The sequence below is a fragment of the Streptomyces sp. NPDC045021 genome (genome assembly GCF_056432645.1).
Map to the genome: position 1 here is coordinate 925,636 of NZ_JBWKIQ010000002.1, position 8,441 is coordinate 934,076.

The window sequence follows — 8,441 nt, forward strand, 5'->3', positions numbered from 1 at the left end:
TCGGTAATCCCGTTGAGGGGAGCATCATGCGCGGTGACCTGGACTGGGGCAGCATCCCGGGGCTGGTACGAGCGGCGGTACGACAGTACGGCGACCGCGAGGCCGTCGTCGACGGCCGGACCCGGATCACTTACGCCGAGCTGGGCGAGCGCGTCGAACGGGCCGCCGCCGCCACCATCGCTTCCGGCATCGAGGCCGGCGACCGCGTCGCCATCTGGGCGCCCAACACGCTCGACTGGATCGTCGCGGCGCTCGGCGCCGTGTCCGCGGGCGGCGTCCTCGTCCCCCTCAACACCCGCTTCAAGGGGGCGGAAGCGGCCTACGTCCTGGAACGCACCCGCGCCAAACTGCTCTTCGTCACCGGCACCTTCCTCGGCACGTCCTACGTCGCCTCGCTGCGCCGCGCCGACGCCGAACTGCCGCACCTGCACGATGTCGTCGTGCTCTCCGACACCGCCCCCGAGGGGTATCGCAGCTGGCGGGAGTTCCTGGCGGGCGGCGAGACGGTCTCCCGCGAGGCGGTACGCCGCCGGGCGGACTCGCTGCGCTCCGACGACCCCTCGGACATCACGTTCACCTCCGGCACCACCGGACACCCCAAGGGCGCCGTCATCACCCACGCCCAGACGCTCCGCGTCTACAGCGTCTGGAGCGAACTGGCCGGCCTGACCGAGGGAGACCGCTACCTGATCATCAACCCGTTCTTCCACACCTTCGGCTACAAGGCCGGCATCATCGCGTGCCTCATGCGCGGCGCCACGATGGTGCCCCAGCCCGTCTTCAACGTCGATACCGCGCTCGCCAACATCGCCGCCGAACGCATCAGCGTCCTCCCCGGACCGCCCACCCTCCACCAGTCGATCCTCGACCACCCGGCCCGCGGCAAGCACGACCTGAGCGCGCTGCGCCTCGTCGTCACCGGCGCCGCCGTCGTCCCCCTCGAACTCGTCGAACGGCTGCGCTCCGAGCTGAAGATCGCCACCGTCCTCACGGCGTACGGCCTCACCGAGGCCGGCGGCACCGTGACGATGTGCCGCCAGGGCGACCCCGCCGAGGTCATCGCCTCCACCTCGGGTCGCGCCATCCCCGACACCGAGGTACGCGTCCTGTCCGCCGGGCCCGGCGAACCCGGCGAGGTCCTGGTCCGCGGCTACCACGTGATGCGCGGCTACTTCGAGGATCCCGAGGAGACGGACCGGGCCATCGACCCCGACGGCTGGCTCCACACCGGCGACGTCGGCGTCATGGACGCCGACGGCAACCTCCGCATCACCGACCGCATCAAGGACATGTTCATCGTCGGCGGCTTCAACGCCTACCCGGCCGAGATAGAACAGGCGCTGCGCCACCACCCCGACGTCTCCGACGCCGCCGTCATCGGCATCCCCGACCCCCGCCTCGGCGAGGTCGGCAAGGCCTACGTCATCCGCCGCCCCGACTCCACCCTCTCCGCCGACGACCTCATCGCCTGGTCCCGCCGCGAAATGGCCAACTACAAGGTCCCGAGGGAAGTGGACTTCCTGTCGGAACTGCCGCGCAACGCCAGCGGCAAGGTGATGAAGGCAGAACTACGGGGCCCGGGCCGGATGCCCGCGTAGCGAGCGGCGGTTGGGGCGGCGTTGGGCGGCCGTTGGCGATTTCCGGGATGATCTCTCCGAACGTCGGCTCACGCCGTCCGAGACCTACCACGGGGATTTCGCCAACATGTCATCACGCCGCCTGCTCCACGCGGGCATAGCGGAGCGCATTGCCGGGCTTCGGGCGATGCGAAGCGCTCTTCTGCGTCGCTTTGCGCCTTGACCGGGCGGAGGGGAGGGGCAGGGGCGCTGCGCGCCCGCCGGCCGGAGGACCCGAACCTCAGCCCCGCTGCTCCGGGTTCAGGAGGACATCGGACGATGGCAGTTCCCGGACATGGGAGAGACCGGCCATGGCGCCCCCTCCACGCCATGGTCGGTCTCTCGTTGCTCCCCCTGGTGCGGTCCCGTGCGTTCCGCTGAGTCCCCCCGGACTCTGGATTCGTGCTGGGTCCCCCCGGACCCGTTCACCCTGGGCTCCCCCGAGCCCCGTGCACTCCTGGGTTCCCCCGAACCCCTGAGCTTTCCCGCGTGGTCCCCCCGGACCGTGGGCTCCCCCGAGCCCGTTCGCTCCTGAGCTCCCCCGAGCCCCTGAACGTCTTTCCCCCGTGCTTCCCCGTGCTTGTGGTTCCCCCCGGTTACCCCTGGCGCTCCCCCGAGCGGTTGGGGCCTGCCTGGTGTCCGGCCTGCTACTTGGCGGGCTCGGAGTCGTTGTGCCAGTTGTCGGGCTTGACCTCGGTGCCACCGTCGCCGAGGAGTACGTCCGGGATCGGCTCCGTCGTGCTGTCGTTGTGCCAGTTGTCCGGCTTGACGGTGCCGCCGTCGTTATTTGGCTTCGGGATCTCGGTGGTCATATGGACTCCCCAGGTTTTGTCGGTCTGGTGTTGCACCCACCCGGTGGCGACCCCCGTGCGCCACCAGGTGGGTAGCTCGTGCAATGAATGGAATCCTGGCATCCCGAGATAATCAACAGATAAACGAGCACGTTGCTCGGGGTGACCTGCGATTATATGGCAACGGCGGGGGACGACCGGTCGTCGATGAGGTCGCGTACCTCGTCCGCCTCGGGGGATCCGAGCGCGGTGAAGATGCCGAGCGCGTCGTGCCAGCAGGCGCGGGCACGGACGGTCTGGCCGAAGCCGGCGAGGGCCCTGCCGAGGACGGTGAGCGCGTTCGCGGTGCGCCATTCGCCGCCCACCTCCCGGAGGATGACGAGCGCCTGCTCGGCGTGGGACGCGGACTGGCGCCACTGGCCGCCCGCCAGGTGGACCTTGGAGAGCCGGAAGAGCGTCATGCCCTCCCAGAACCGCTGCCGCGCTTCGCGGAAGATGCCCAGTGCCTCGGTCAGGCAGGCGGTCGCCTCGTCGAGCCGGTCGGTGGTGGTGAGGGCGATGCCCATGGCGTACAGGCCGTTGCCGAGCCGGAACCCGGCGCCCAGCCCGCGGTAGATCGCGACCACCTGTTCGGTCGCGGACACCGCGGCCGCGGTGTCGCCCAACTCCAGCTGGGCCCGGGAGAGATTGCTGAGCGCCGCGGCCTCTCCGTGCCGGTTGCCGTCCTCGCGGAACGCTTCCAGCGCGTTCGTGTGGTATTCGGCGCACTCGTGGAAGCGGTGACCCTGCAGGGCCACTCCGCCGCGCAGGTTGAGCGCGTAGCTGCGGGTCAGCGGGTCCTCGGCGGCCAGGCCCAGGATGAAGGAGCGCTGTGCCTCCAGATCAGCGGCCACGAACTGGCCCGACAGCCGGTGGAGTTGGCCGAGGAGGACGCGGGCCCGGCCCTCGACCAGGTGCTCGGCGCAGTCGCCCGCCGTCTCTACCAGCGCCTTCACACCCTGCTCGTACTGGCGCGCGTAGACGCCCGACTCCATCAGGTCCTGGGCCGCCCACAGCAGGTCGACCGCCCGCCGCATCGGGCCCTCGCAGCCGCCGCCGGCGGCCTGCTGCACGGCGGCGAGCAGGCCCTGCGCCTCGGAGAAGAGCCATTCCAGGGCCTCTTCGCGGGTGCCGAAGGCCAGGCCGGACCGCTCGGTCGGGGCGAGGTGGTCCAGGACTCGGTCGCCGGGGTTCTCCAGCTCGTAGGTGCAGGCGGCGGAGGAGAGGTAGAAGTCGAGCAGCCGGGACAGCGCCCGGCAGCGGGCGTCGTCGGTCTCGTCGCGGTCGGCGCACTCGCGGGCGTAGAGCCGCAGCAGGTCGTGGAAGCGGTAGCGGGCCGGGGCGGCGGACTCGATGAGGCTGATGTCGACGAGGGCTTCGAGCAGTTCCTCGGTGGAGTACGGGTCCATGTCCAGGACGGCGGCGGCCGCGTCCAGGGAGATGTCCGGGCCGTCGGGGAGCGACAGCAGGCGGAACGCCCGGGCCTGGAGCGGTTCGAGCTGGCCGTAGCCGAGTTCGAAGGTGGCCTTGACGGCCAGGTCGCCGGCGCGCAGCTCGTCCAGGCGGCGGCGCTGGTCGGCGAGCTTGCGGGCCAGGACGGCGACGGTCCAGGTACGGCGGGCGGCCAGCCGGGAGGCGGCGATACGGATGGCGAGCGGCAGGAAACCGCAGGCGGCGACCACGTCGAGGGCGGACTGGCGCTCGCTGGTGACGCGCTCCTCGCCGACGATCCGGGTGAAGAGGTGCAGCGCCTCCTCGGGGCTCATCACGTCCAGGTCGACGAGGTGGGCGCCCGCGAGGTCGACCATCCGGACCCGGCTGGTGATCAGTGCGGCGCAGCCGGGCGTGCCGGGCAGCAACGGGCGGACCTGGGCGGCGTCATGGGCGTTGTCGAGCAGCGCCAGCACCCGGCGGCCGTCCAAGGTGGAGCGGTAGAGCGCGGCGCGGTCCGCGAGCGACTCCGGGATCGCGCCGTCGGACAGGCCGAGCGCCCGCAGGAACGAGCCGAGGACTGCTTCGGGTTCCGCGGGCCGGGCGTCGGTGCCCTGCAGGTCGACGTAGAGCTGGCCGTCGGGGAAGGCGTCGCGGGCGGCGTGGGCGACATGGACGGCGAGGGTGGTCTTGCCGACGCCGCCGATGCCGGCCAGCGCGGAGACGGCCATGACGCCCTTGTCGGCCTCGGTCAGCTGGGCGCCGAGTTCGCGGACGAACGCGGCGCGGCCGGTGAAGTCGGCGACGGTCGCGGGGAGCTGGGCCGGCCGGACGATCTCGACGGAGTGCCCACCGGGCACGGCGGGCGCGGCCAGGGCCGGATCGGCCTCCAGGATCCGCTGGTGGAGGTCGCTGAGCTCGGTGCAGGGATCGACGCCCAGCTCGTCGGCGAGCAGCCGGCGGGTGTCGGCGTACACACCGAGCGCCTCGGCCTGCCGGCCGCTGCGGTAGAGGGCGAGCATCAGCAGGCAGCGCAGCCGTTCGCGCAGCGGGTGCTCGGCGGAGAGCGCGGTCAGCTCGGAGACGGCCTCGGCGTGGGCGGCCAGCTCCAGTTCCAGCTCCAGGCGGGTCTCGGTGACGGTGAGGCGCCACTCCTCCAGCCGGTTGCGCTGGGCCTCCGCGTACGGTCCCGGCAGCCCGGCCAGCGGCTCGCCGTTCCACATGCCCAGCGCGGTCGCGAGCAACTCGCGGGCCCGCACCGGGTCGCCCGCGCCGCGGGCCTTCTCGGCCTCGGCGGCGAGGCGCTCCGCGGCGGCGAAGTCCAGCCCGTCGGGCGCCACATGCAACGCATAGCCACCGGACTCGGTGACGAGCGCGTCGGCGCCCAGCGCCTTGCGCAGCCGGAACGCGTACGAGCGCAGCGCGGCCAGCGCGGTGGTCGGTGCCGTCTCGCCCCAGAGGGCGTCGAGGAGTTCGGATGCGGTCGCGGTCCGGCCGCCGCGCAGCAGCAACGCGGCCAGGAGCGCGCGCTGCTGCGGGGAGCCGGTGACGATCGGCTGGTCGTCGCGCCATGCCCGTACCGGACCGAGAACTGCGAACCGCAGTCCCCGGTCGGGCCCTGTCGCGCTGTCCATACTGCCCCCTGAGGCGTGCCGGCCGATGCGGTGTCAATCGGCGCGACGCGCGTATATCTATCGTTCATCGCGTACCGGAACAGTGTCCGCATGACGGGTGGGGCCGATCGCTCAGCCCCCCGTCCCGTGCCAGTTTGCCGTGTCGGAGGGCCGGGGTCACCCCGTGCTAGCGCCTGACCCGGGGTTGCGGGGAAAGTTGTGCTGAATTTGAGGTTCCGTCTGTGTCTGCCCGCGGATTGTGCTGTGTGAATTTCGGTGGTGCCGGTGTGTTTCCTGGTGCGAGGGAGGTGAGAGGTCAGTCATGTGTTCACAATGCGTACCGGTGGCGGTGACGAGAGGCGGCTCCGGATCCGGTTCCGGGACCGGATCCGGTTCGGGAACAGGTTCCGGATCCGGTTCCGGCCCGGGGTCGGGTTCCGGCCACGGGCCGGGGTCCGGATCTCGCCCCCGCAGCGGAGTCCGGGGCCCGGTGGCCGTCGACCGCCTGCCGGGACCGTGGTTGCGGCGGCGAGCGGCGTGGGCGCCGCAGTCGGTGCCGGCGCTCCCGTTCCCCGACGGTGCCACGGCGGGGACCGCCGGTTGCAGCTACCGGGAGTTGGACCGCCGGGCGCGCGCGATCGCCGCCCGCCTGGGCCAGTTGCTGCCGCCCGGCAGCCGGGTGCTGCTCGCCTACCCGGAGGGGGCGGACCTCGCGGGGGCGTTCTTCGGCTGTCTGTACGCGGGGATGACTGCGGTACCGCTGGTGCTTCCCGCGCCCGGCGTGACGTCGGCGGTGGGCCGCTGCGTCGAGCGCTGCGCGCCGGCCGCGGTACTGACCGGGGCCGACGGCTGGACCGCGCTGGCGGTGGACCGCGCCCGTACGCAGGTGGTCGAGGCGGACGGCACCCTCGTCGGCGGTGAGCCGGTGTGGCGGCTGGCCGAGAGCTGGCGGCCGGTCGGCGTCCTACGGACCGCGCCGGGCTACCAGCGCTACCTGGACGACGGGCCCGCGGGCGGGCGGCTGGAGCCGGCGATGGGGCACGGGGATCTGGCGGACGTGGTGGCGGAGCTGGCGCAGGCGGTGCGGTTGGGGACGGAGGAGGAGAACGTGGGGTGGATCGCGGCGGTGCATGGGGTTGAGGACGCGGTTTGGCGGATTCTGCTGCCGACGCACGTTGCGCTTTAGGCGGGTGGGGGGCGGTCGGCTGGTGGGGGGTGCGGGGGGCGGGTCCTCCGGAGTGGGGGTTCGAAATCGACTATTTAGGGCCTGGCGGCCCTCAAATAGCTCGGCAGCATTTCGAACCCCCACTCCTGCGGCCCCGCCCCCCTCACGTCACAGCCGACCGGGTGGGGGTGGGACGGGGAGGTGCGGCTGTGGGCGGGGGTGAGGGTGTGGGTGCGGGTGGGTCGATCGGAGACTGCGGGCGCCGTGCTCCTCGCTACTGCCGGGAGCTGGTATCAGGCCGTCCACGTAGCTGACGGATCGTCAGATGGGCGCTACCGTGGTGCGCATGGAGACCTTCCCGAAGATCATCTCGGTGGACGACCACACGGTTGAGCCCCCCAACGTCTGGCGGGACCGGCTCCCGTCCAAGTACCGCGACATCGGCCCGCGCATTGTCCGTGCGCCGCTGAAGGAAATGACCTTCATGGGGGGCAAGTTCGCTCCCGTCATGGGGCAGCCGGGCGATGACGGGCCGATCGGCGACTGGTGGATCTACGAGGATCTGCACCGCCCGTTGACCCGCCTCGACACCGCCGTCGGCTACTCGCGCGACGAGATCAAGCTCGAAGTGATCACGTACGAGCAGATGCGTCCGGGTTCCTTCAGCGTGCCCGAGCGGCTGGTCGACATGGACGTCAATCACGTCCAGTCCGCGCTCTGCTTCCCGACCTTCCCGCGGTTCTGCGGCCAGACGTTCACCGAGGCCAAGGACCGGGAGCTCGGGCTGCTCGGAGTGCGCGCGTACAACGACTGGATGGTGGAGGAGTGGTGCGGTCCCGAGGCGCACGGGCGCCTCATACCGCTCACCCTCGTCCCGCTCTGGGACGCGGAGCTGGCGGCGGCCGAGGTGCGCAGGAACGCGGCGCGTGGGGTGCGGGCCGTCTGCTTCTCGGAGATCCCACCGCACCTGGGGCTGCCGTCCATCCACACCGACGAGTGGGACCCCTTCCTGCGCGCCTGCGACGAGACCGGCACCGTCATCGCGATGCACATCGGCTCGTCCAGCAAGATGCCCTCCACCTCGGCGGACGCACCGCCGGCGGTCGGTTCGACGATCACCTTCGCCAACTGCTGCTTCTCGATGGTCGACTGGCTGATGTCGGGGAAGTTCGAGCGTTTCCCGAACCTCAAGATCATGTACGCGGAGGGCCAGATCGGCTGGATCCCGTACATCCTGGAGCGCGCCAACGTGGTCTGGGAGGAGAACCGGGCCTGGGGCGGGGTGGCCGACAAGGTGTTCCGGCCGCCGTCCGAGCTGTTCGCCGAGCACGTCTACGGCTGCTTCTTCGACGACGCCTTCGGTCTGAAGAACCTCGACGCCATCGGCGTGGCCAACGTGCTGTACGAGACGGACTACCCGCACTCCGACTCCACCTGGCCGAAGTCCAAGGAAGTCGGCGAGGCACAGATGGGCCACCTGGCCCCGGACGTCGTCGACCGCATCGTCCGCCGCAACGCCATTTCCCTGCTGGGGCTCACGGACGACGGCCTGTGGGCCGGCGCCCAGCTTTAACGCCCAGGGCGCGCTTCTGGGCGACAACCTCCGGCCGGGGGTGCCCCAGTCATGGATGCGCGCGTCGGCCCGCCCCCACCCGCGCGATTCCCACAACCCGCGCGCCCACGGGCCGGTGGTGACGTGAGGGGGACGGGTCCGCAGGGGTGGGGTTTCGAAATGCTGCCGAGCTATTTGTGGGCCGCCAGGCCCGTAAATAGTCGATTTCGAAGC

The 8,441-nt window shown here is 71.4% G+C and carries 5 protein-coding genes; 3 read left to right on the forward strand and 2 right to left on the reverse strand.

Features of this window, described 5'->3' with window-relative positions; translation table 11 throughout:
• The first annotated feature begins 26 nt into the window (after positions 1 to 26).
• Positions 27 to 1,598, forward strand: coding sequence for a FadD3 family acyl-CoA ligase (locus AC07DC_RS11360; RefSeq protein WP_478914038.1), 1,572 nt, complete (start codon positions 27 to 29; stop codon positions 1,596 to 1,598).
• 665 nt (positions 1,599 to 2,263) lie between these two features.
• Here the strand turns inward: AC07DC_RS11360 and AC07DC_RS11365 are convergent.
• Both AC07DC_RS11365 and afsR read right to left on the reverse strand, forming a co-directional pair.
• Positions 2,264 to 2,428, reverse strand: a complete 165-nt coding sequence (locus AC07DC_RS11365; RefSeq protein WP_478914040.1) for a hypothetical protein — start codon at positions 2,426 to 2,428, stop codon at positions 2,264 to 2,266.
• Between the two features lie 152 nt (positions 2,429 to 2,580).
• Positions 2,581 to 5,511, reverse strand: a complete 2,931-nt coding sequence (gene afsR, locus AC07DC_RS11370; RefSeq protein WP_478914042.1) for an SARP-family global regulator AfsR — start codon at positions 5,509 to 5,511, stop codon at positions 2,581 to 2,583.
• A gap of 469 nt (positions 5,512 to 5,980) precedes the next feature.
• Here afsR and AC07DC_RS11375 point away from each other — a divergent pair, with 469 nt between their 5' ends.
• Entirely contained in the window at positions 5,981 to 6,676 is a 696-nt protein-coding gene (locus AC07DC_RS11375; protein ID WP_478914044.1) for an AMP-binding protein, read from the forward strand.
• A gap of 325 nt (positions 6,677 to 7,001) precedes the next feature.
• A complete protein-coding gene (locus AC07DC_RS11380) occupies positions 7,002 to 8,228 on the forward strand; it encodes an amidohydrolase family protein (RefSeq protein ID WP_478914046.1) in 1,227 nt (408 codons plus the stop codon).
• Positions 8,229 to 8,441 lie beyond the last annotated feature (213 nt).